This window comes from Streptomyces sp. KM273126 (genome assembly GCF_004337435.2).
GTDB lineage: Bacteria > Actinomycetota > Actinomycetes > Streptomycetales > Streptomycetaceae > Streptomyces > Streptomyces acidicola.
In genome coordinates this window covers 5,780,350-5,802,544 of sequence record NZ_SJXB02000001.1, presented here as the reverse complement: position 1 = coordinate 5,802,544, position 22,195 = coordinate 5,780,350, and the positions used below count along the sequence as shown (strand labels likewise).

Genomic DNA, 22,195 nt, shown 5'->3' with positions numbered 1-22,195 from the left:
TATGACTCACCTGACGATGAACCTTTCCGTGACCTCGACGAGCACTCCGCGCGCCGCGCTGTACGTCTTCTCCACCGTGAGCAGCAGGAACCCGTCCCCGGAGCCCTTGCGCTCGACCGCCGTGAGGGCACGGAGCACGTCGATCGTGTCACCGGCCCGTACCTCGTCCTTCCAGCGCACCTCCTGGCCGCCCGCCATCAGCCGCACGTCGAGCCCGTCCGTGCCGGGGACCTCGTCGCGGTACATGCCGTCCGGCCGGACCTCGTCCGGGCCGGGGCCGGGAGCCGGGCGCAGCAGACTCACGAGGTACATGGGGTGCACGGTGAACCGGGAGTGCCCAGGGTCGGTCAGGCGCGGCGCGGTCTCTCCCGAGGCCCGCGCGAACTCCGCGGCGTCCTCGGCCCGAACGACCCCCAGGGGGCGCCGTTCCTGCCGGCCGATCGAGGCCCGGGCCCGTTCCTCCGCCAGATCCAGCTCCGCCGCCATACGCCGCCTCCGTCCTCGGGTCACGCGACGCTAACCGCCGCTGCCCGTCCGTCACCACGGGTCCGGCCCGCTCAGCGGACCGCTCCGCTTGGGTGCGACCGTGCCGCCGGACACGATGCGAGGCATGGACCTCATGGACATTCAGCCGCCCCCGCAGGGCGCCTACGCGGACGCGGACGGCGTCGACTACCACTACATCGAGCTGGGCGAGGGAACCCCCACCGTCTTTCTGCACGGCGGCGGCCCGGGATGTACGGGCTGGTCGGACTTCGGGCAGGTGGCGCCGCTGTTCGCGGCGGACCGCCGGTGCCTCCTCGTCGACATCCTGCAGTACGGGAAGTCCGCGAAGCCCGTCATCAAGGGCCCCATGTGGGACTACCACGCCGCGAAGACCGTGGCGTTGCTCGACACCCTGGGCGTGGAGCGCGCCGACTTCGTCTGCAACTCGTGGGGCGGGACGATCGCGCTCAACCTGGCCGCCAAGTACCCGGAGCGTGTCCGGTCGCTTGTGATCACCGGCAGTATGCCGGTCTTCCACGGTCCTCTGGCCCCGCTGCCGGAGGGCGGCCGGCGCGGACGCAACGCCCGCGACGTGTACTACGGCGGTGACGGCCCGTCCCGGGAGAAGATGCGGGCCCTGATGGCGCGTCTGGAGTGGTACGACCCGGACGCCGTCCCCGAGGGCACCGTGACGCTGCGCCACGAGCAGAGCCTCGACCCGGAGGAGACCGCGCTGGCCGGCGCCTCGGACAACCCGCGCGGCGACTGGCAGGACCTCTCCGCCGAACTCGGCCGCATCGAGGCCCCCGCGCTCTTCCTGTGGGGGATGTACGACGCCTTCCTGACCCCCGACTACCCCCTGATGCTTGCCCGCATGGTGCCGCGGGGCAGTCTCCATGTGATGGATCAGGCGTCCCACCACCCCCAGGAAGAGCGTCCGTACGATTACTACAGCGTGGTCAGCGGGTTCCTGAACCAGCACCACGGCTGACGGCGAGCGGAGGACACGTGAGCACATCGATCCCCCGCGTCGTCGAACTGTCCAGCCCGTTCGCCCGGTTCGCGGGCAGGCTGCTGGTCGGGCTCGGTCACGACGTCGTCCTCGTCGAACCCCCTCAGGGCGACGGGACCCGGCGCGAACTCGGCGGTGACGCCTTCGCCCACTGGCACGCCGGGAAACGCTCGGTGACGCTGGACCCGTCCACCCCTGAGGGCGCCGCCGGGCTGCGACGCCTGCTGGCGGGCGCCGACGTCCTGCTCGACGGAACGCCGGACGGCGCGGGCCCGGCCGCCGAGGGCCTCGACCATCTGGTCCATGTGCGTGTCACCCCGTTCGGGCTGGTCGGTCCCCGCAGCGGTTGGCAGGGGACCGACCTGGTCGTGGCGGCGCTGGGCGGGATGCTCGCGCAGGTGGGCGATCCCGACGGGCCGCCGCTGCGGCTGCCGGAGAACCAGGCGGAGCAGCTCGCGGGCGTCAACGCGGCGATCGCCGTCCTGCTCGGCCTGCGGGCACGGCGCCGGGGGCCGGGTCAGCTCATCGACGTCTCCGCGCAGGCATGTGTCGCGGCGGCCCTGGAGGCGGGTGCCCTCGCCTATCTGCACGAGGACCGGGTACCGCCGCGGCCGGGGCGCGTGCACCCCCTGGTCCCGCACGGCCTGTTCCGGGCCGCGGACGGTCACCTGGGCGGTGGGCTCGGGGGCAGCCCCCGTATGTGGGACGCGCTGCTCGCCTGGCTGCGCGAGGAGGGCGCTGACGCCGATCTCGCGGAGCCCCGGTGGCAGGACCCGGTCGAGCGCAAGAAACACCAGGAGTACGTCTTCAAGGTCGTCCAGGACTTCGTCGGCACCTGGCCCAAGGCCGAGTTCGCGGAGCGGGCGCAGGCCAGGAAACTGCCCTGGGCGGCCGTGGACCTGCCGTACGAGCTGCCGGACAACCCCCAGCTGTCCGCGCGGAACTTCTTCACCCGGGTCGAGGGCCGGACCGACGTGGGCTTCCCGTTCGCGTTCCCCGAGGGCCGCAGGGTCACCCGGCTCGGCGTGCCCGGCCCCGGCGACGACCAGGCGCTCCTCGACGAGCAACGCCCGGTGCCACGGACCGGGGGTGCCTCCTCCGCCCGGCCCGCTCTGGACGGCGTACGCGTCCTCGACCTGACCTGGGTCCTCGCGGGTCCGTACTGCACGAAGGTCCTGGCCGACCACGGCGCGGACGTCATCAAGGTGGAGTCCCTCGGACGCCCCGACCCCACCCGGTTCGCGCCCTTCATGCACCTGTCGCGGGGCGACCACACGGACCCGAACACCAACGGCTACTTCAACGAGGTCAACCGCAACAAGCGCAGCATCGCCCTCGACACACGGACCGAGGAGGGCGTCGCCGTCCTCCGGGAGCTCATCGCCTCCTGCGACGTCCTCGTGGAGAACTTCAGTGCCACGGTCATGACCCGGCTCGGCCTCGGCTACGACGCGCTGCGCGAGATCAACCCGGGCATCGTGTACGTGAGCATGTCGGGCATGGGCCACACCGGCCCGCGTGCAGGCTGGGTGTCGTATGCCGACACCGTCTCGGCCAGTTCGGGGCTGACCGGGCTGACCGGCTGGGGGCCGGACGACGTGGTGGGCGTGATCTACGGCCACGGTGACATCGTGGCGGGTCTGCAGGCGGCGCTGGCGACGGTCGCCGCGCTGGAGCACCGGGCGGAGACCGGGCGTGGCCAGCACATCGACCTGTCCCAACTGGAGGCGATCGCCGCGCACATGGGGACGAGCCTGCTCACGTCGTCCCGGACTCCGATCGGCAACGCGCACCCGGTGTGGAGCCCTCAGGGGGTGTACCGCTGCCTCGGCGCGGACCGCTGGCTGGCCGTGAGTGTCCGCTCGGACGAGGAGTGGGCGGCGCTGTGCGACGTCCTCGGCCGTCCCGAACTCGCCGTCGACACCCGGCTGTCGACGGCGGAGGGCCGCAGGCGTGAGAGCGCCCTGGTCGACGGCGTGCTGGGCGAGTGGGCGCGCGGTCTGTCCGCCGATCTGGCGGCGGAGCTGCTGCAGGAGCGGGGGGTCCCGGCCGGGGCGGTGCAGGACGGCCGTGAACTCGTCGAGCACGACCCTCAGTTGAGGGCACGCGGCTACTACGTCCGTGCCGAGCACCCGGTCGCGGGCGCCTTTCTGCACGAGGGCGTCCCCATCCGTCTCACCGGCACGCCCGGCGGCATCCGGCGGGCCGCGCCCGTGCTGGGTGCGGACACCGACGAGGTGCTGCGCGACGTGGCGGGCATCTCTCCGGAGCGGCTCCGGCGGCTGCACGAGGAGGATGTGCTGCGATGACCGACTCGACGGCGTACGGCACGGGCACACCCGGCGCGCGGGTGCACGACATGACCGTGCCGGGGCTCGTCGAGTCGGCGGCAGAGAGGTTCGGTGACCGGATCTTCCTGCGCGTGGGGGACGTGACGCGCACGTACGCCGAGACCCGCGAGGCCGCGGCCACCATGGCGGGCGCGCTCGCCGCCCGGGGCTGCCGGCCGGGCGACCGGATCGCGGCACTGCTGTCCAACCGGATCGAACTCGTCGACCTGGTCCTCGGCTGTGCGTGGCTGGGCGCGGTCGTGGTGCCGTTGAACACCGGGTTGCGCGGCCGGTCGCTGCGCCAGGCGCTGGACGCGGCCCGGCCCCGGTTCCTGTACGCCGAGGCGGAGTCGGCGGCGCACGCCGCGGCGGCCGGGCATCGTGGCGTCGTCTGGCCGGTGGGCGGCGAGGACGTCCCCCGGCCGGGCGTGGCCGAGACGATCCCGCCCGCTCCGGTGCGTCCGGAGGACACCGCCGCCCTGCTCTTCACCTCGGGCACGACGGGGAGTTCGCGCGGTGTCCGCTGCCCGGGGGCCCAGTTCGTGTGGTGGGGCCGCAATGTCTCGGACGCACTGCGGCTCACGTCCGACGACGTCCTGTTCACCTGTCTGCCGTTGTTCCACACCAACGCCCTCAACACCCTGGCGCACGCCATGACGGTGGGCGCGAGCTGCGTCGTCGGCGGGCGTTTCTCCGCCTCGCGCTACTGGTCGCAGGTGGCCAAGGCCCGTGCCACGGCCGTCTATCTGCTCGGTGCGATGGTGCCCATGCTGCTCGCGCGGCCACCCGGCCCGGACGACCGGGCACACCGGGCGTGGCGCGGTCTCTCCCCGGCCACCCCGGGCCCCCTGTGGCGGCCCTTCCGCGACCGCTTCGGCGTCACCCTCGTCGACGGGTTCGGCTCGACGGAGACGAACCTCGTGATCGGCGCCACGCCCGACGAGTACCGGCCCGGCCGCATGGGCACGGTACGCGAGGGCTTCTCCGCACGGGTGGTCGACGAGACGCTCAGCCCGGTCGCGGACGGAACCCCGGGCGAGCTCCTCGTCCGCAGCCACCACCCGTACGCCTTCTCCACCGGCTACCTGGGGGATCCGGAGCCGTCGCCCGGTTCCTGGCGCCGTACGGGCGACCGTGTGGTCCGCGAACCCGACGGCTGGTTCCGCTTCGTCGACCGCGTCAAGGACGTCATCCGGCGCCGTGGCGAGAACATCTCGTCGTCCGAGGTGGAGTCGGTGGTCCGCTCCCATCCGGCCGTCGCCGAGGCGGCGGCCTTCCCCGTGAACTCGGAGCTGGCCGAGGACGAGGTCATGGTCGCGGTGGTCGTCCGGCCGGGCAGTGTGCTGGACCCGGAGGACCTGGCCCGGCACTGTGCCTGTGAACTGCCCGCCTTCGCCGTGCCCCGCTTCGTGGAGACGGTTCCTGCGCTGCCGCTCACCGAGACCGGCAAGGTCCGCAAGGCCGTCCTGCGCGAACGCGGCGTGACCTCCCGCACCTGGGACCGTGGCGGCGGCACCTCGGTAACGGCGCCCCTTCGGGGCACGTGGACGGCATCCGCACCGCGGCCGGGCTCGCCGTCCTGACCACGGCACCGCGTCCCGGCGGAGCCCGCGCCCGGTCACCCGGCCGGGTGGAACTCCCGGCCGACGCCCGGTCGTTCACCTCAGTAGCCGCGCGGCCGACCGGCGTCCGTGGGCAGTACGAGGGGAGTGGCGGGAGTGGCGCGGATCATCGTCATCGGGGGCGGGACGGCCGGTACGGCGGCGGCGCTGGCCCTGCACAAGGCCGGGTTCGACGTCACCGTGCACGAGGCGCACCCCGACTCGGCGGAGGACATCGGCGCGTTCCTCACCCTCGCGACCAACGGCCTGCGGGCCCTCGCCCAGTTCGACGCCGTCTCCGCGGTCACCTCCGTCGGTTTCCCGCTGACCACTCTGCGCGTACTCGACGGTACCGGCACGGAGTTGGCGCGGCGTCCCCTCGCGGGGGCCCAAGACCCGCTCCTGCCGTACCGGTGCCTGCGCCGCGGCGAACTGAACGCCGCCCTCCAGGCGGAGGCCGTTCGCAGGGGCATCGGTGTCCGGCACGGCGCCCGGCTGGCCTCCGTCGAGGACGGCCCGGACGACGTCACCGTCCGCTTCACCGACGGCAGCACCGCGACCGGCGGTCTGCTCATCGGCGCCGACGGGCTGAACTCCACCGTCCGCCGCACGATCGCCCCGGCCGTACATCCCCGTTACTCAGGCGAGCACGTCCTCTACGGCTACACCACCGAGGCACCCGTCGCCGGTCCCACGGACCTGTTCACGCTGATCCGCGGCAGCGCGGCCGCCTTCGGCTACGCGGTGAGCCCCGCCGGGGAGACGTACTGGTTCGCCCGCGTCAGCGGTGACCCGCTGTCGGCCGAGGACCTCGCGAACGGCACCCCGGCCCGTTGGCGCGACCTGCTCCTCCCGCTGCTGGGCAAGGACGCCACGCCCGCCGCGGACATGGTCGCGGCCACCACCGACAGCATCCTGGTCACCAACGCCACCGAGATGCCGCCGGCCATGCCCTGGCGTTCCGGGCGGGCTCTGCTCATCGGTGACGCCGCACACGCCGCCTCACCGGCGACCGGGCAGGGCGCGTCGATGGCGTTGGAGGACGCCGTCGTCCTCGCGAAGGCCCTGCGGGACGCCCCGGACACCGAGCGCGCACTGACCGCCTACGAGACGCTCCGCCGCTCCCGCGTGGAACACAACATCACCACCAGCGGACGGATCTCCCGGGGCGCCCACTCCCCCGCGACCGTCCGCCCGGGCAGCCTGGACAGTCCGGGCACGACCGCTGCCCCGGTCAGCGATGACGACCTGGTCCGGCAGCTGGACTGGGGCACCGACCTCTGGACCATGGTCACCGACAGCAGCCCGGCCGGTGACCGGGGCTGATCCGAGCCGGGGCAGGGCCGTCCGGTCACACCGGGGTAGACGTCCGGTCACACCGGCGAGACGCACTGCTCGGCCCAGACGATCTTTCCGGTGGGTGTCTGGCGGGTGCCCCAGCGGTCGGTGAGCTGACCGACGAGCAGCAGGCCGCGACCGCCCTCGTCGAAGGTGCGGGCGCGGCGCGGGTGCGGAGCGGCGTTGCTGCCGTCGGCGACCTCGCAGATCAGGCACTGGTCCTGGATCAGCCGCAGCCGGATGGGGGCGGCGGCGTGCCGGATGGCGTTGGTCACCAGCTCACTGACGACCAGTTCCGTGGTGAACGTGAGGCCGTCCAGCCCCCAGCGGGCCAGCTGGTCGGACGTCACCTTCCGGGCGTCGGCGACGACGGAGGGCTCCTTGTCGAGGTCCCAGGTGGCGATCCGGTCGACGTCCAGGGCGCGGGTACGGGCGACGAGAAGGGCGACGTCGTCCGTGGGCAGACCGGGGAGCAGCCTCTCCAGGACGGTGTCGCAGGTGTCCTCCAGGTCCCGCCCGGGGTGGTGGGACAGAACGCGGCACAGCGTGTCGAGGTTGCCGGGCCTGGCGTTGATCAGGCCGTCGGTGAAGAGGGCGAGCAGGCTGCCCTCGGGCAGTTCCAGCTCCGTGGCCTCGAAGGGCAGACCTCCGACACCGAGCCGGGGACCGGCGGGGACGTCGAGCAGCCGGACCGTGCCGTCGCGCCGGACGAGCGCGGGAACGGGACCGCCCGCCCGGGCGATGGTGCAGTGCCGGGTGACGGGGTCGTACACCGCGTACAGGCAGGTGGCGGCCATGTCACCGGCGGGCTCCTCGGCCTCCGGGGTCTCAAGCACCTCCGGGATCTCGGTGCCGTCGGTCGTCTCGACCTGGCCATCCTCTTCGTCCCAGCTTTCGTCCCAGCCTCTCCTCCGGCTTTCCTCCCGGCTGTCGCCCGCCGCGCTGCTGCTCTCCGCGCTGCTGCTCTCCGCGGCCAGGCGGATGACCAGGTCGTCCAGCTGGGTGAGCAGCTCGTCGGGGGCGAGGTCGACGTCGGCGAGGGTGCGCACCGCGATCCGCAGCCGCCCCATGGCCGCCGTCGCCTGGAGGCCGTGGCCGACGACGTCCCCGACGACGAGCGCGACCCGGGCGCCGGACAGCGGAATCACGTCGAACCAGTCGCCGCCGAAGCCTGCCTGGGTGCTGCCGGGCAGATAGCGCCTGGCGACCTCCACGGCCGGCTGCTGCGGCAGCTGCCTCGGGAGCAGGCTGCGCTGCAGGCTCAGGGCGGTGGCGCGCTCGCGGGTGTAGCGGCGGGCGTTGTCGACGCAAACGGCCGCCCTGGCCACCATTTCGCCGGCCAGGAGCAGGTCGTCCGGGGCGAAGGGCTCCGGGCGCCGGCGGGCGAAGACCGCCACGCCGAGCGTGGTGCCACGGGCCCGCACCGGTATCGACATCACCGAGTGGAAGCCGTAGTCGCATACCCGGGCGGCCCTGTCGGGGTGCGACCGGGTCCACCGGTCGAAGTCGTCGTCTCCCTTCCCGCTCAGGACGGGCCGGCCGGAGGCCAGGGAGCGGGCGGGCGGCGAGTAGTCCGGGTAGATGTCCACCGCGCCGAGTTTGACCGCGGCTTCGGGGGTGCCCTCGGTCGCGGACCGGTGGGCGACCCGGCGCAGGGTGATGGTGCCCACCACCGGGCCCGGGAACGGGTCGCCGCCGTGCAGCACGGAGTCGAGGAGATCGACGCTGACGAAGTCGGCGAGCCGCGGGACGGCCATGTCGGCGAGTTCGTCCGCGGTCCGTGACACGTCCAGAGTGGCTCCGATGCGGGCGTTCGCCTCGTTGAGCACGGCCAGCCGCTGCCGTGCCTCGTACTGACCGGTGATGTCGCATCCCGCCGTGAACACTCCGTGGATCCGGCCGTCCGGATCCGTCACGGGCGACATGGTGACCGCCCACCAGGTCACCTTCCCGGTCCCGGCCTCCGGCGCCGGGGCGGCGACCTCGTAGCGGACCTCCTGCCCCGTCCGGGCCACCGAGCGCATCGTCTCGATCAGACGCTGGGCGGACGCGGGGACGGAGGGTGCTCCCTCCTCCCGGGCGTCCCCGTACAGGTCCTCGACGGCGCGCCCGAGCACCTGCTGCTCGTCGAAGCCGAGCAGGCGGCACGTCGCGGCGTTCATCCGCAGGATCCGCCCGTCGACGTCGTAGACCGCCATGGTGAGCGGGGACCGTGCGAATGCCCACTCCAGGAGCTGCGCGTCGTCGTACGCGCCGACGGCCCGCGACGGCGCCGGGGAGTGGACGAGGAACCACTGGGACTGTCCGTCGGTGGCCGGCGCCGACCAGGCCCGCAGGTCCGCCTCCAGAGGGTGACCGTCTTGGTGCCGCAGCGCGACCCGGCCGCTCCAGCTCTGCGACGCGACGGCGCGCCGCAGGGCCGCCGGCGTCGGATCCGCGGCCAGCAGGAGGGACGCGGGACGGCCGAGCACTTCGGAGGGCGTGTAGCCGAGCAGTTGCCGGGCGCCCGGGTTCCACGCCGTGACCAGGCCGTGTGCGTCCACGGCGGCCACGGCGTCCGGCGACTGGACGGGGTTCCTCCCCCCGTCCCCGCCCACCGGTCGCGGAGTGTCACCGCTCGAACGCATCGTCACTCACCTCGCCGCAGGCCACCCGCGAGGAATGCAGATCCCGAACTTCTTTTTATTACCCGCCACATGGATCAATAACCGGGCAGATACGGACAGACAGGCTCCTGCTGCTCCCTCCTGTTGCTCCCTCCTACCGCTCCAGTGAGAGAGCGAAGACATGAGCCCTGGCCGCCCCGTCGGGCGCGGTCAGTGTGATCGTGGTGAGCTGCCTGCTCGCGTCGAGTTCGATCACCTGATGGAAGACGGCCGCCTTGGTGGCGAGGGGCCCCGTCCGGGTGTGGATCTGGCTCGTGGTCACCGCCTCGGTCTCGCCGTTCTCGGGGCCGGACGCCAGCCAGTTGGTGAGCGTGAGCTGCGCGGTCCCGCTGGTTCCGTCGGCGTAGCGGACCACCGCCGGGACGGTCACGGCCGCCGTGTCGCCCGCGCCGAGGACGTGCAGCTTCGCGTAGGCACCCTGCGGGACGGTGATTTCCTGTCCGGCCGCGACGACGTTGTTGTTGGTTCCCTCACTCCCGTTGGTGAAGAGGAAGGCGATCCCGTTGTCCGTCGTCTCCCCGGTCTGCGGCAGCTGGGCCATGGGGTACGTGCGGCCGGAGCCGTCGAAGTCCCCGTCGCCGTAGTACATCTCGGTGGTGATGCCGTCGTTGTCGAAGACGCCGGTGAGGTCGATCTGGGTGACGGTTCCGCTCTGCGGCGGTTCCGGCAGGCCCCAGGGGTCGGCGGGCACGGTCACCTTCACCGGGGCGATCCGCAGGTCGGGTCGTGAGCCGGCCGGGAGGATCACCGCCTCCCCGTCGCGTAGCAGGTCCAGCTCGACCACGCCGTCGCCCAGGTCGCGCCAGACGGGGGCCGGGCCACCGACCCCGGCGACCGTGAGCCGCCCGCGCAGGGAGTGGCGTATGCGGCACGGCTCCCCGGCGAGGCTGCGCACCCGGACCCAGCGTGTGCTGCCGCCCCGGCGGACGGCGCTGACCAGGAACGCGCCCTGGGTCCGGAAGTCGTGCAGCGTGACGTCCTGCCATGCGGCCGGGACGGCCGGGAAGACGCGAATCGTGTCGCCCCAGCTCTGGCACAGCATGTCGTGCAGGCTCTGCGCGGCGGACAGCGGCGTCTCGACGACGGGCCCGGCCTCGTAGTACATGGTGTTGGGCTGCACGAACCGGGCGACCAGCTCCCGCAGATACGTCAGTGAGTCGTCGCCGCGGCCCATCTGGGCGGTGATCGAGGCGGCGCCGGTGAAGCTGTAGCCGCGCAGGGCTCCCTCGAAGCTGATCCAGTGGTTCAGCGAGCGTTCGATCAGGTCACGGTGCTCGGGCTGCTCCCAGTTGACGAGGTAGAGGGGGTAGACCGACAGCATGTGGGAGTAGTGCCGGTGGGACTTCGCGAAGGGGACTCCGGCTCCGATCATGAAGCCGTTCTCGTCCACCGGGTAGTCGGTCAGCTTCTCCAGCACCTCACGCCACTTCGGCTCCAGGGTGTCCCGGACGCCGAGCAGCTGGGTGGTCTCCAGCAGGGCCGTACAGCTCCAGCGCAGCAGCGCCAGGTCGTAGTTGCAGTCGGGGGCGTTGCCGTACTCGGGCGAGTGGGTCGTCGGCAGGTGCAGTCGTCCGTCCTCGCCCTCGTACAGGAAGTGCAGGTAGTAGTTGGTGGCGCGGCGCAGCAGCGGGTACAGGACGTCTTCCAGGACTCCCCGGTCCATGGTGTGACGGTAGGTCAGCCACACGCTGTGCAGCGCCCAGGGCAGGTTGCCGACCTCCGGGGTGCTGCTGACGCCCGGGACGGCGACCGTGCCGCTGCTGTCGCAGGTGGCGTCGGTGGCGCGGCGCACGCCCGCCGAGTCGGAGCGGTACTCGGGGCGCAGGGCGCCGATCAGGGTGTCGGTGTTCTCGGCGAGGGTGCGCGGGACGGCGTCCAGCTCCAGGTGGTTGGAGCCGTGCACCGCCCAGTACTCCAGCTGGACGTTCAGGTTCCACCACACGGCCGGCCAGGGGGTGGACTCCAGCCAGGGGCCGGTGGTCGCCATGATCGGCGCGTGCTCGCGGGCGCCGGAGGCGAGCTTGTAGAGCTGGATCCAGTAGAAGCTCTGCAGCATCCCGTCGGGGACGGAGAGGAAGCTCTTGCGGTAGAAGCGGTGCCACCACTCGCGATGGGTGCGCAGCAAGCTGGAGACGGGCAGCGCGGACGCCTTGCGGACGGCCGTCCTGGCTCGGCCCTCGGCATCGGTGCCGGGGTGGGAGTGGGCGACGGACAGGACGTACACGCGTTCGCCGCCGAACGTGCGCTCCCGGTGGGCGGTGACGGTCTGGCCACCCGCGACCAGTGACTGGACGACGACACCCGTGCCGTCCGGCTCCCGTGTGATCACCGGATCGGGGTTGGGCTCCAGTCCCTCCGGAGGGTCCTCGCGGACGATGCGCGGGCTGACGGCGGGCGAGGGGACGAACTCCCAGCGGAAGTCCCGCTCCCCCGCGCTCGCCGTGGCGGTGACGAGCAGCAGCGTACGGTCGTTGTGGACCAGGGCGCGCAGTTCGATGCTGCCCTTGTCGGTGGTGACCGTGCCGCTGATCTCGGCGTTCCACAGGTCCAGGCGGAGGTCGGCACCGGTGATGGCGCCGACGGGACGCAGGAGGAGATTGCCGACGGGAAGGCGGGCCAGGCCCCAGTTGTGGCCGAACTCCGGCCGGTGGTCCTGTACTTCGCTGTGGTGGACGGTGAAGCGCAGGGCGTTCGCCCCGGGTTCCCGGTAGACGATCGAGCCGAGCAGACCGTTGCCGAGGAACGGGCCCTCGTACCAGGCGCGCGGCAGTCGCCTCCAGCGCGGGTCCTGTGCGGCGAGGAAGTCCCGCCACTCGCGGTCGGTCCGCATGCCGGTGACGGCCACGGGGCCGACAGCCGGGCCGGGCCCGTCCGCAGCCGCGGCCGGTTCCGCGACGCCCATTCCGGTCGTCGCTCCGGCGGCGGCGCTCGCGGCGACGCGGCCCAGGAACCCCCGCCTGCTGACTCCCATCACCGATCTCCCGTCACATCGATCCGTACGTTGATCCGTACCTTGACCCGCACATGGACCCGTTCATGGACTCGTTCATGGACTCGCCCATGTCCGCAAATTGATCCGATGACTGGCTAGTCGGGAGCGTAAGAAGAGGCCGATGGTGCGTCAATACCCCTGACATGCACGGAGGTTCATCCGATGAATGGCTGGCCAGGGTCTACGCACGACCCGGAGGCGGCCCGCTGCTCTCCCGCACCACCAGCTCGGTCGCCACCTCCACCCGGGTCGTCTCCGGCTGTTCCCCGGACAGCAGCCGCAGCACCATCCGGGCCGCGAGCGCGGTCATGTCGGCCAGGGGGGTGCGGATCGTCGTCAGGCGTGGGGTCACCCAGTCGGCGAACGGCAGATCGTCGAAGCCGACCACGCTGACGTCGTCCGGGATCCGCAGTCCCAGCTCCGCGGCGGCCCGGTAGGTGCCCAGCGCCTGGTGGTCGCTGCCCGCGAAGACCGCGGTCGGACGCTCGGGCAGCGCCAGCAACTCCAGCGCGTGCCGGTGCGCGGGGGTGTGCGTGAAGTCGCCGTACCGGACCAGCGCCGGGTCGAAGGGGAGCCCCGCCTCCGCCAGTGCCGAGCGGTAGCCGTCGACCCGGGCCCGTGAGGTGAGCCGACGCTCCGGGCCGCTGATGATCGCGATCCGGCGGTGGCCCAGCTCGATGAGATGGCGGGTGGCGGCGAGCCCGCCGGGCCAGTTGGTCGCGCCCACCCACGGCGTCCCGGGCGCGGGCTCGTCGATCGGCGCGACCAGCGCGTACGGGATGCCGAGCCGGCCCAGCTCCCCGTGCTGTTCGGGCGTCAGCTCCGGCACCACGAGGATCGCCCCTCGGGTGGGCCGGGTGGCCAGCGAGTCCAGCCACTGCCGGGCGCGCCTGGTCCTGCCGTGCGTGGCGGAGACGACCAGCCCCATGTTCGCGTCGTGCAGCACGTCCTCAGCGCCACGGATCAGCTCCACGGCCCAGGGGCTGTCCAGTTCGTTGATGACGAAGTCGATCAGCCCGCCGGGCTGTGCCGCGGTGGCCGTGGGACGGTGTTTCGCCAGATAGCCGTGCTGCTCCAGCAGGCGCTGCACCTTCGCTCGGGTCTCCGCCGATACATCGGACCTGTCATGCAGCACCTTGGAGACGGTGGAGACCGAAACTCCAGCATGCTCGGCGACTTCGGCCAGAGTCCGCCGCTTCCCTGGGTCAGATCCTGTCCGAACCGTTGACGTCATCGGATGAATCTCCTACGTTTCCGGGGCGGTCGCGAGTTGCGAAAACTATCGCAACCAAGCTCACGGGAGTAAAGGTGATCCGCGATGACGACTCGATGCCGGCGCTGAGCGACGACGGCGGGACACACCACCGGGGGTGCGAGGAGCGGACCGGGACCAGGTTCCGGTGCGACACGGTCCGCTGCGTCCGGCGGCCCTGGCCGGACGTCGAGATCACCGCCGGGCCGACGGCGGCCCCGCCCTGGCACCTGCGTACGCACCGCGTCCGGACCGGGCGTGTGCTGCACACGGCGGCGGGTGCCTTCGCCGTGGGTCGCGGCGCGGGCGTGGAGCGGTCGGCCGGAACGGGGTTCGCCGCTTGGCGGCAGCCCCCGACAACGACTGAAGGCGGGACATGAGACTGAGGCACCTATCCGTACTGGCCGCTGCGACGGCGCTGCTGGCCCTCCCGGTGCAGGGCGAGGCGCAGGCGGCGGGCCCCGGCCGCGCCTACCACGTGGCGCCCTGGGGCAGCGAGAACGCCTACGGTTCCGAGGCGAGACCACTGCGCACGATCGGCGACTGCCTCTCCCGGGTCCGCCCCGGCGACAGCTGTCTGATCCACCGCGGCACCTACCGCGAGCAGGTGAACCCGCCCTCCGGCACCGAGGACGCCCCGATCACCGTCGCCGCGTACGGCGACGGCCCGGTGACCGTGGACGGGACCGAGCCGGTGACCGGCTGGAAGGACGCCGGTGACGGCCTGGTGGCCGCCGACACCGACCTGCCCCTCGACCCCGACTTCAACGCGGTGTTCCTGGACGACGACCGTGCGGCGGAGGGCCGTTGGCCCAACTCCGGCCCCGACCCGCTGAACACCACCTGGGCCGAGGCCGACGCCACCTCCACCGACCAGCGCGTCGACGACACCGACCTGCCCGACGCCGACTGGACCGGCGCCACCGTGCACCTGTGGGCGGGCTCCAACCCGTGGGCCCAGCAGACCGGCACGGTCACCGCCACCTCACCCGGCAAGCTGGACTTCAGGGGCGGCAACCACCGCTGTCCGCCGCTGTGCATGGGCGACCAGAACTACCGCAACTACTACCTCGTCGGCTCCAAGGCGGCCCTGGACCAGCCGGGCGAGTGGTACTACGACGAGACCGCGCGCCGTCTGTACATGGTCCCGCCGAAGGACGGCATCGCCGGACACACCGTGACCGCCAAGCACCGGCTATGGGGCGTCGACCTGAGCGAGAGCTCGTACGTCACCGTGCGCGGACTGAACCTCTGGGGCACGTCCCTCAGAACGGGCGACGACAGCACGGGAGTCACGGTCGACCGGCTGCGCGCCACCTACATCTCGGAGTTCTCTACCCTCCCCATGCCGCCGGACAGCGACCTGGCGATACCGCCGTCCGAGGGCCATATCGTCGCCTCCCGGATCCTCGACTCGGGCGTGCAGATCCTCGGCACCGGCAACACCCTGAAGAACAGCGAGATCTCGCGGTCGGCCGGGGACGGCGTCCTGCTGCGGGGCACCGGCAACACCGTCACCAACAACTACATCCACGACGTCGGGTGGATGGGCAGCTACACACCCGGCATCGAGGTCAACGGCAACGGCCACACGGTCACCCACAACACGGTCCGACGCACGGGACGCGCCTCCATCGACACCGCCTGGCAGCTCAACGGGCCGGAGTTCCGCGACAACCGCATCGCCTACAACGACATGTCCGAAGCCATGCGCACCTCGCGCGACGGCTCCCCCTTCTACGTGTGCTGCAGCCTGAACGGCACCGGCACCTCCATCGACCACAACACCTCGCACGACGCCGACGGCCAGGTCGGCTTCTACGTCGACAACTACTCCGGCCACTTCCGGCTGCACCACAATGTCGCCTGGAACACCGGCGCCCGGGGCACCTTCTTCAACGGCCACACCGGACCGAGCATCGCCAACGAGGACCACAACTCCAGCTACGGCGTGGGCATCAGCGAGAACTCGGTCCGGCTGAGCGGCGCGACGGACGCCTCCGGCTCGTACATCAGCAACATCATCGGCCCGAAACCGATCAGCGTCAGCCAGACCGGCGACCCGCTGCCGGTGGTCCGCTCCAACCTGATCAACGATAAACCCGGCTACACGGACGCCGTGAACGGCGAACTGTGGCTGACGGCCGGCTCCCCCGCCATCGACGCCGGCGAGGTGATCGACGGCATCACGACCGACGTCAGGGGCGCGGCTCCCGACCAGGGCGCGTACGAGTACGGTGAACCGATCTGGTCGACGGGCTGCAATCTGCCGGGCTGTCAGCAGAGGGTCCGGCACGGCACCTGGACGGCGACAGCGAGCGACGGTACGGACGCCGCCGCCGTCACCGACGGGGACATCAACACCCGCTGGACCGCGGCGAGTCCACAGTCCCCGGGCCAGTCCCTGACCGTCGACCTCGGCGAGGCCAAGACCTTCGACCGGCTCGCGCTGGACGCCGGCCGCGACACCAGCGGCCAGCCGTACGGGTTCTCCGTCGCGGTCAGCCGCGACGGCACGCACTGGAGCGAGCCGCTCGCCCGGGTCTCCGGCCGCTCCTTCACCCAGGACGCGGTGTTCCCCCGGCAGACCACCGCCCGCCACCTCAGGATCACGCTCACCGCGAGCGGCCCCGTCCCCTGGGTCGTCAACGACCTGCGCCTGTACGGCGACGGACCCGACTCCGCCGCCACGCTCCAGGCCGAGCAGGCCACGGTCGTACGAGGCGTGCAGCGCGGCACGGCCGCCACCGGCGTACTCGGTTCCGGCGACTGGCTGGGCTTCCGCGAGGTGAACCTCGCCGGGGACCGGCTGACCGTGCGCAGCGCGTCCGCGTGCGCGCGGACCTGTTCGCTGCAACTGCGCCTGGACGCACCGGACGGCCCGTTGCTCGGGGTGGTGCCCGTCCGGGGCGACAGCGACGGGAAGTGGCAGGAGCAGTCGGTGCGCCTGAAGCGCGAGGTCACCGGTAGCCACGATCTCTACCTCGTGGCGGAGGGCGGACGACAGGTCGCCGCGCTGGACTGGCTGACGGTGCGGTCCTGATCAGCGCCGCCGTGCGGGCGGGCCGGGCGGCGGCGCACGGGGCTGCCGCCCGGTTCGCGTTCAGTGCAGGTCGGCCCGCGCGGGGGTGCCGTCCACGGAGATGCCGTCGCCGGGGCTGTCGCTGACGTTACTGTCGCCGACGGGACTGTCATCGAGGAAGCCACCCGACTGGTGCTGCCACAGCCTCGCGTAGGCGCCGTCCGACGCGAGCAGTTCGTGGTGCGTGCCCTGCTCGACGATCCGTCCGCGGTCGAGGACGACGAGGTGGTCCATGGTGGCGACCGTGCTCAGCCGGTGTGCCACCACCAGGGCCGTCCGTCCCTCCATGAGCCGCCACAGCGCCTCCTGGACGAGGAGTTCGCTCTCGGAGTCCAGGGCGCTGGTGGCCTCGTCGAGCAGCAGGATCGGCGCGTCGCGAAGGATCGCCCTGGCGAGGGCGACCCGCTGACGCTGTCCGCCGGACAGCTTGACGCCCCGCTCGCCCACCATGGTCTCGAAACCGTCCGGCAGCACGTCGGCGAACTCGGTGACGTGCGCCGCCTCGGCGGCGCGGCGGATCTCGGCGTCGGTGGCCTCCGGCCGGGCGAACGCGATGTTGTCCCGCAGTGTGCGGTGGAACATCGCGGGTTCCTGGGGCACGTACGCGATCAGGCTGCGCAGGTCGGCCTGGCGCAGCTTGCTGATGTCCTGGCCGCCGATCAGGATCCGGCCGGCGTCGATGTCCGTCATCCGCAGCAGCAGCCGGGAGAGTGTGGTCTTGCCTCCGCCGGACCGGCCGACGAGACCGATCTTCGCCCCGCTGGGCACCGCCAGGTCGAGACCCTTGAAGAGCGGCTCCGCGCCCGCGTGGGCGAAGGTCACCTTCTCGAAGCGGACGTCGGCGGCCCGGGGCCGCAGCGGCTCCGGCGACTCGGGATCGAGCACGGTCGGCGGCACGAGCAGCAGTTCGGTGAACTGCGCGGCCTCGGTCATCGCGCTCTCCATGCGGCGGTAGATCTGGTTGAACTCGAACATGATCCGCGTCGCGTTGGTGTAGTACGTGAAGGCGACCACGACCGCCTCCACGCCGTGCGCGCCCCCGCCGAGCGTGACCGCCAGCAGCAGGCCCAGTACGTTGGTCAGCACGGACATCGGCGCGACCAGGGTGTCGATGCGCAGGTTGCCGTAGTCCCACGACCGGAGCGAGAGCCGCCGCGACTCCGCCACGCGGGAGCGGTGCTCCGCGGCCTCGCGGTCCTCGGCGGCGAACGCCCGGACCGTGTCCATGTTCATCAGGCTGTCGGCGACATGGCCCGACACCCGGGCGACCGCCTGCTCGCGCTGGGCCACAAGCGCCTGGCGACGGCGGATGAGGGGCACCACGCACAGCCCCGTCACCGCGATCATCACCAGGAGACCGACGACGAGCAGCGGTTCGTAGCGCCAGAGCACCACCGCCCCGAACAGCAGCGGCACGAAGTTGCCCATGACCGAGAACGTCAGCGTGTCGACGAACTGCTCGAAGCGGGCGGCGAAGCTCAGGACCCGCTTGGTCAGCGAACCGGCGAAGTTGTCGTGGAAGAAGGCGGCGTCCTTGGCGAACAGCTCGTCCATGCCGATCACGTAGAGGTGCTCGATGCCGCGGGCTTCGAGCCGGTTCAGACAGTGCAGGCCGACGCGCCACACCGCCTCCGCGAACAGCAGGATGCCGGCGAAGCCGAGGACGTACGGCAGTGCCGAGCCGACGGTGGCACCGGTGTCGCCGGCGATGCCGCCGACGAGCTTCGCGACGACCAGCGGAGCGATGTAGTAGAGGCCGATGTTGCCCAGCGCAGGCAGCAGCATCCCGGGAACCGCCAGCCACCGGAGCCGGACCAGTTCCCGTCGGTAGTAACGAAGTGCGAGGAGCACCGAGCCCTTGCCCGGCAATGCGTCGTGCGATTCAGGAGATCCCATCCCCCTGCCTTCCGGTACTCGCACGTCGAAAGCGCCGCGAGAACGGCAGTTTCCCGTGACGGCACCCACGACGTCCAAGCGTTTTTTTCGGTCGCGGAGATGCACTCGACTTCGCATTGGCGCGATTCAATCCCTCTGGTTCACGTCAAAACGCTGGATCCAGTGCGCTACGGATATGAAGACCGTGTCCTGCAAAGTATTGGGAAATGATCCTCACTTTTTTGGGGCGCATGAATTCCGCCGCCGGGACGATCCCAGCCAGAGCAGCGCGGCACCGACGGTGGCGTACAAGCCACGGAGCACACTCGCCTCGCGGCGTCCCCGGGAGGAGCATGGAGGTGAGCGACCAAGGGAGGCCCGCCATGAAGACCGGAGCCTCGTATTACGACCGCTGGCTGTACTCGCACACGCCCTCCCAGGCCGAGGGCGAGCGCGACGAACCGGCCGAGAGCGCGGCCGTGGAACAGCATCCGGACGTCCCCAGGACCGAGCCGTCCCAGGCGGAGGGCGAGCGAGTGGACGACATCCGGACCGCATGACCCCTACAGATGATCAGTGAACGGTGCCCGCAACAGAGCCCCGGTACCGCGCGAGGCGCACCGGGGCTCGGCAGCGTACGGCGCCGTTGCGGACGTCGCCTCACCGATGCTGGTGGGACAGCCTCTGCGCCAGCGCGGGGATGATCACAGCGGCAGCCACCACATGGGACACGGCCAGCACGATCTGGGTGGAAGTCGCCGTGTGCGGGGCGACGGCCGGGCCGGCGAGGGACAGCGCGGTGAGCGCGACAGTGGTCACCGTGAAGGTGCGAGCGGGCCTCCTGGCCCAGCGGGCGAGGGCCACCGCGAGGATGATCCCGGCGACCGACCAGAACACCACGCCGCCGGCGAAGCCGCCCACCGGAATCTCCGCGGCCTCCTCGGCCCCGGGACTGGCCGCGTCCATCGGGACACCGGCAGCCCGGGCGACGAGTGCGAAGGCTTCGGTCACGACAGCACCGGCGAGGGTAGCCAGAACACCGACCAGCCAGACGGGGCGCGCGGCCAGAAAACGGGTCGAGCGAGGTGTGGAAGGGAACTGAGCGGTGGTCTGTGTCTGGGGCGCGGTCTCGCTCACGGCGCGGTCTCCTGTCATGGCAAGGTCTCCTGTTCGGCGTTCGGGCTCGGTATGCCTTTCATGGGGGTAGACCGAGTGACGCCCCAGAACTCAGCGGTTCCCAGAGGACTTTCCGGAGAGTCGGCCGCCGGAGGCAACTCCAGGACGGCGATCACCACCGCACGAGAACTCAGTCACGGTCCCCGATGTTCCCGCTCGACACGAGCGTCCGGCGTGCCCAGAAGCCCAGCAGTACCGTCCCCCCGACCAGCAGCGGTACCGGATCGCCGGCAAGAGGAGCCAAGGCGTATCCCAGTGCCATGACCGTGAAAACGGTCAGGGGTACGAACGCCGCGGTGCCCTCCATCCCCAGCCACAGCTTCGATCCGCCGGTGCCCAGGACGCTCGCCCCGCCGGGCACCCAGGGGCCCGCGGCGACCACCAGCAGACCCGCGGTGCTGAAGGCGTCGGCCAGCTGAAACGGCATTTCCTCAGGGGTGTCCGGGTCGGACCTCCACAGCCGCAGGGTGTCCCCGATCAGCATGAGGGACAGACCGGCGGCCGCCACCCACACGGTGGTCCGGTGGTCGCCCCGTACGAGACCGCGCAGGGCGAACAGAAAACCGAGGAACGCGATTTCGGCGCCCCACAGAACGCCCACCATTCCCGTCTCCAGCTGCCAGCCCCCACCGGGTCCCCGTAGCAGTACCCATCCGGTCAAGAACACGGACCCGGCTGAGACGATCCCGTCCAGCACGCGCAGCAGCCACAGGCGCCGGCCGCTTCCGGCACCGGTCGCGACCGTCAGACCCGCCACTCCCAGGCCGACCACCACCGTCACTCCGGTGACCACCACCGAACCGAGCACCGGCCGCACATCCAGCCCCCAGGCCCAGGGGTGAGCCGACATCACGTCGATCGCGGCCCGGTACACCCCTCCGGCCGCCGCGGAACCCGCCAACAGCAGCAGCCGCGTCCGCACCCGGCCGCCCGCCCCTGACGCGCGGAGCGCCAGGGAAGCCGTCAACGTCCAGCAGGCGACGGCCGGCCCGAGTCCCTGCATGTGTGTCGCCCAACTCTCGACCGCCCACCACCCGGTGGCAGTGAGCACTGAGCCAACGAGACACGCCAAGCCGACCGCGGCCCAGGTCCGCTCCCTGGTCCAACGGAACCGGCCCGCTCGGATCGCGAGCGCTTCCGGCGACTTCCACAACCCCAACATCAGGTGCGCCTCTCAACGGCCACCCGCCCGCAGGACACCCCTGCGGCCGCCCGATCACTCGGAGACCGTAAGGGACTCACCACCAGCGCCGAACGGAAAAGTCGGTTGATTCACTCGTACTGTGTAAAAGGAGTAGTCATCGCTCCTCGCCCTTCGGCTCCGCTCAGCCGCATCACCGTCCCCGATTCACCGTCCCGATCAGGACGTTCGACACGGCGTCGCGTGAGGTAGGGGGCCACTCCCGAGGCGGCCTTCCGGAGTGCGGCTCAGCTCTGCCCGGCGAGGGTGCGCACGATACTGACGAAGTCGGGGACTAGCGGGTTGGGGGTGTCGTCGTGCGGCCAGGCGATGGCGATGCGCAGTGGATCGATGTCGGTGATGCGCCGCCAGGTCAGATCGGGGTGGGAGTAGTAGGCGGCCATCGATTCTGAGCCGATGCAGACGGCGTCGGCGGCGGCGACGTGTTCGAGCATTTCCTCGACGTTGTCGTTCTCCGGTCCCCAAACCGGCTCGGAGCCGTCGGGACGCGGGTTGACCGCCCACCAGTTCACCCATGCGGTCGGTGCGCGGCGGGTCCACATCAGCGGCTCGTCGCGGATGTCGTGAAGGGTGACGCTGTCCGAGGCGGCGAGCGGATGGGTGCGGGCCACGGCCACCCAGCGCGTCTCGGTCGCGATGATCTCGGCGTGGAGCCCTGAGGTGTCGGCCGGCAGCCAGAGGAACGCCACGTCCACCAGTCCGTGGCGGAGTGCGTTGGCCTCGCCTCCCCAGGGGAAGCGTTTGGGCTCGACCGTGGCGTCCGGATGCCGCTGGGCGAACACCGACCGGGCTCGGCGGGCGAGCGCACCGCCTCCGGTGGCCACGAACCCGAAGCGCAGGACCTTGCGGTCGCCTGCGGCGGTGGCGCGCACGATGTGGATGGTGCGCTGCCAGTCGGCCAGGTGGCGGCGCGCGGCGTCGAGCAGCACTTCTCCGGCCCTGGTGAGCCGGACATCGGTCGTGCTGCGGGTGAACAGCTCGGTGCCGAGCCGAGTTTCGAGCTGGCGGATCTGGCGGCTCAACGAGGGCTGCGACACGAACAGTTCCTTCGCCGCCTGGGTGAAGCTGAGCTGCTCGGCGACCGCGACGAAGTAGCGCAGCACTCGTGTGTCGATGTCCACGGACCCGCTCGAGTCGACCCTCATGCCTCAAGCGTATGAGCGCAGGTATTGGACGCCGGAGGG

General features: G+C 71.5%; 15 protein-coding genes. 7 read left to right on the top strand and 8 right to left on the bottom strand.

All coding sequences use genetic code 11. The annotated features are described in order from the left end of the window. Positions 1-6: 6 nt before the first annotated feature. The gene (locus E0500_RS24720; RefSeq protein ID WP_131558768.1) at positions 7-486 is read right to left on the bottom strand and encodes a MaoC family dehydratase N-terminal domain-containing protein; all 480 of its coding nucleotides are present in this window, start codon (positions 484-486) and stop codon (positions 7-9) included. 124 nt (positions 487-610) lie between these two features. Between E0500_RS24720 and E0500_RS24715 the strand changes: the two genes are divergently transcribed. From E0500_RS24715 to E0500_RS24700, 4 genes are all read left to right on the top strand, one after another. Then, on the top strand, positions 611-1,477 hold the full coding sequence (locus E0500_RS24715) for an alpha/beta fold hydrolase (RefSeq protein ID WP_131558766.1): 867 nt from the start codon (positions 611-613) through the stop codon (positions 1,475-1,477). A gap of 17 nt (positions 1,478-1,494) precedes the next feature. Next, on the top strand, positions 1,495-3,807 hold the full coding sequence (locus E0500_RS24710) for a CoA transferase (RefSeq protein ID WP_131558764.1): 2,313 nt from the start codon (positions 1,495-1,497) through the stop codon (positions 3,805-3,807). Continuing rightward, a complete protein-coding gene (locus E0500_RS24705) occupies positions 3,804-5,411 on the top strand; it encodes an AMP-binding protein (protein WP_181587120.1) in 1,608 nt (535 codons plus the stop codon). Before E0500_RS24710 ends, E0500_RS24705 begins: the two co-directional genes overlap by 4 nt. A 135-nt stretch (positions 5,412-5,546) precedes the next feature. Continuing rightward, on the top strand, positions 5,547-6,755 hold the full coding sequence (locus E0500_RS24700; protein ID WP_131558762.1) for an NAD(P)/FAD-dependent oxidoreductase: 1,209 nt from the start codon (positions 5,547-5,549) through the stop codon (positions 6,753-6,755). Positions 6,756-6,802: 47 nt separating this feature from the next. Here E0500_RS24700 and E0500_RS24695 read toward each other — a convergent pair whose 3' ends face one another. The 3 genes from E0500_RS24695 to E0500_RS24685 all read right to left on the bottom strand — a co-directional run bounded on the left by E0500_RS24695 (position 6,803) and on the right by E0500_RS24685 (position 13,659). Beyond that, positions 6,803-9,394, bottom strand: a complete 2,592-nt coding sequence (locus E0500_RS24695; RefSeq protein WP_131558760.1) for a SpoIIE family protein phosphatase — start codon at positions 9,392-9,394, stop codon at positions 6,803-6,805. Between the two features lie 133 nt (positions 9,395-9,527). Then, positions 9,528-12,404: a glycosyl hydrolase family 95 catalytic domain-containing protein gene (locus E0500_RS24690; RefSeq protein WP_165934847.1), complete on the bottom strand. Its 2,877-nt coding sequence runs from the start codon at positions 12,402-12,404 to the stop codon at positions 9,528-9,530. Between the two features lie 202 nt (positions 12,405-12,606). Further along, entirely contained in the window at positions 12,607-13,659 is a 1,053-nt protein-coding gene (locus E0500_RS24685) for a LacI family DNA-binding transcriptional regulator (protein ID WP_181587119.1), read from the bottom strand. A 74-nt stretch (positions 13,660-13,733) separates the two neighbouring features. Here E0500_RS24685 and E0500_RS24680 point away from each other — a divergent pair, with 74 nt between their 5' ends. Both E0500_RS24680 and E0500_RS24675 read left to right on the top strand, forming a co-directional pair. Next, a complete protein-coding gene (locus E0500_RS24680; RefSeq protein ID WP_131558756.1) occupies positions 13,734-14,057 on the top strand; it encodes a hypothetical protein in 324 nt (107 codons plus the stop codon). Then, entirely contained in the window at positions 14,054-16,720 is a 2,667-nt protein-coding gene (locus E0500_RS24675) for a discoidin domain-containing protein (protein WP_131558754.1), read from the top strand. Before E0500_RS24680 ends, E0500_RS24675 begins: the two co-directional genes overlap by 4 nt. A 60-nt stretch (positions 16,721-16,780) precedes the next feature. Here the strand turns inward: E0500_RS24675 and E0500_RS24670 are convergent, their stop codons facing one another. Next, positions 16,781-18,655: an ABC transporter ATP-binding protein gene (locus E0500_RS24670; protein ID WP_131558752.1), complete on the bottom strand. Its 1,875-nt coding sequence runs from the start codon at positions 18,653-18,655 to the stop codon at positions 16,781-16,783. A 362-nt stretch (positions 18,656-19,017) separates the two neighbouring features. On the opposite strand from E0500_RS24670, the gene E0500_RS24665 reads away from it, so the two are divergent. After that, positions 19,018-19,194, top strand: a complete 177-nt coding sequence (locus E0500_RS24665; protein WP_165934846.1) for a hypothetical protein — start codon at positions 19,018-19,020, stop codon at positions 19,192-19,194. A 100-nt stretch (positions 19,195-19,294) separates the two neighbouring features. On the opposite strand, the gene E0500_RS24660 is transcribed toward E0500_RS24665, so the two are convergent. The 3 genes from E0500_RS24660 to E0500_RS24650 all read right to left on the bottom strand — a co-directional run bounded on the left by E0500_RS24660 (position 19,295) and on the right by E0500_RS24650 (position 22,156). Beyond that, the gene (locus E0500_RS24660; RefSeq protein WP_220140600.1) at positions 19,295-19,789 is read right to left on the bottom strand and encodes a DUF6069 family protein; all 495 of its coding nucleotides are present in this window, start codon (positions 19,787-19,789) and stop codon (positions 19,295-19,297) included. A 151-nt stretch (positions 19,790-19,940) separates the two neighbouring features. Then, positions 19,941-20,813, bottom strand: a complete 873-nt coding sequence (locus E0500_RS24655) for a hypothetical protein (RefSeq protein ID WP_131558750.1) — start codon at positions 20,811-20,813, stop codon at positions 19,941-19,943. A 425-nt stretch (positions 20,814-21,238) separates the two neighbouring features. After that, positions 21,239-22,156, bottom strand: coding sequence for a LysR family transcriptional regulator (locus E0500_RS24650; protein WP_220140599.1), 918 nt, complete (start codon positions 22,154-22,156; stop codon positions 21,239-21,241). Positions 22,157-22,195: the final 39 nt, after the last annotated feature.